Consider the following 1,716-nt stretch of genomic DNA (forward strand, 5'->3'; position numbering starts at 1 on the left):
TAGACAAAATGACACCAAATGAGTTTTACTATGATCAGCTACCCCAACAAAACAAGGTGGCTTAACTAGAGCGGAATATCACTTATAAATACGCTTTTAGTTGTTCAAACAAGTGGGACCACCTCTGTTCGGCACAAATTCGGAAATATATAAACCTTTTATCGCAACTTTTTCATTCGATTTTACTTTAATACTTTGATTTATACGATAAATGGGATATGACACAGGAATATTAATTTTTGAAATATCAAATATTTCATCAACAATACTTTCTTGATTCCAATACGTTGGATAGGTATTTTCAATAATGAATGCCTCGGCCTTAGCCTTTGTATAAAAATCCCAACATTCTTTCACATTTTCATGAGGTAGTTCATCCATCCATTTTTTTGAAAACTCACTCATACCTTTGTCATTCGATCGAATCTCTGATGCGCAATCTAAATATGTTAGATCGCCTTCTTTTATTCTTATATAAGCAAAATCTAAAGTATCCATGGTTTTTCTTAAAAGCGGTAAAACCGTCCCTCCCCAATTGATGTCAACTTGCTCTGGCATTGGAAAATCCAGATAATTACAGGGTAGATTTCTCATACAAACGGCAAACAGCAATTCCAAACGATCTAAAAAAGATTGATAGTTATTTCTCATGCTATAAAAAAATTCTTTAGAACTAAAATGTTCTAATAAATATAAAAATTTAGGATCGATTTTAAAATTCATATTCAGCCTAAAATTAATGCCCCGAAGGGCATATTTTATTTATTCTTCACCATTAAAATACCAGTACACTTCACCCCAATCTGCCTTAGAAAGTGTTGGTAACATTTCACCTCTTAACACATGAACGCGTGAATCCACTTGTGCAGGGGTTGTCCAATAGCCCGTTTTTGGGGATTTTTCGCCAGCTTTGACTTTTAATACAGTTAGTTTGTCTTATGTTACTTCAGATTGAGTATTATTTTTACGAGCCCATGCAACTATATCTTTAGGATAAAACAAATGTTTATGTAAAGAACTGTCATCCAAATCTAGTAAATAAACAAGAGCTGCTGCTTCAAAAGCCCAATAACCAACATATGAATAATTATCTAAATTTAAATGACTATTGTACCAAAGTGTATTTTTATGCATTTGATACCACTCAGCCAAATATTCATCCAACAGTTCAATCGCATGATTTTTGTTATTTTTAATTATTACATTATCAATCACATCGCATAATATTGAAAAATTATAACTATATATCCCATCTCTTTCAGTATCTGGATGATTAGAATCCGTTAGTTTTAAAAACTTATTAATCACTTCATCTTCACTAAAAGTTCCTCCATCCTCGCCATTGATTAATTGTTTAATTGTAGATAATAAATTATTTTTATTTAGCAATACTGCTAAGCTAATTGTAGTTAATGCAATAAAACCACCTTCACCACCAATAACAACTGGCTTTTTACTTGCTTTAAAAACTCCTAATGCTTCTGCTTGTTTTTCATAACCTTCTATTACTTTTTCAAATAATGGAGATATTTCTTCTATTGGCTTTCCTGCAGTATAATGAAGATATAATAAAGAATGATAGATCCATGTAAGTTGACAAAAATAACTAATCATGCGAAAAAGTTTTTTTAGTTAACAGATGTTCACACATGCCTCGAATTGTTTCTGTACCACTTAGTTTAGAACAGCGAGAACGACTCATTTTTCTGGCCAAGC

General features: G+C 31.8%; 2 protein-coding genes and 1 pseudogene. 1 reads left to right on the plus strand and 2 read right to left on the minus strand.

Features of this window, described 5'->3' with window-relative positions; genetic code table 11:
• Positions 1-96: 96 nt before the first annotated feature.
• Together FTT98_RS17655 and FTT98_RS17660 are read right to left on the minus strand one after the other, a co-directional pair.
• The gene (locus FTT98_RS17655) at positions 97-723 is read right to left on the minus strand and encodes a hypothetical protein (RefSeq protein WP_180177616.1); all 627 of its coding nucleotides are present in this window, start codon (positions 721-723) and stop codon (positions 97-99) included.
• Between the two features lie 213 nt (positions 724-936).
• Positions 937-1,614 (minus strand): DUF1911 domain-containing protein, encoded by a 678-nt coding sequence (locus FTT98_RS17660; RefSeq protein ID WP_257230225.1) that lies wholly within the window; start codon positions 1,612-1,614, stop codon positions 937-939.
• Between the two features lie 35 nt (positions 1,615-1,649).
• Here FTT98_RS17660 and FTT98_RS18295 point away from each other — a divergent pair.
• A pseudogene (locus FTT98_RS18295) lies at positions 1,650-1,716 on the plus strand (helix-turn-helix domain-containing protein); the annotation flags it as partial.

This window comes from Acinetobacter sp. YH12039 (assembly GCF_013420015.1).
In the GTDB taxonomy this organism is placed as follows: Bacteria; Pseudomonadota; Gammaproteobacteria; order Pseudomonadales; family Moraxellaceae; genus Acinetobacter; species Acinetobacter amyesii.

Bases quoted from the DNA above. Each gene is read 5' to 3' on its own strand.
- FTT98_RS17655 (WP_180177616.1), bottom strand. From the start codon at position 723: ATGAATTTTAAAATCGATCCTAAATTTTTATATTTATTAGAACATTTT.
- FTT98_RS17660 (WP_257230225.1), bottom strand. From the start codon at position 1,614: ATGATTAGTTATTTTTGTCAACTTACATGGATCTATCATTCTTTATTA.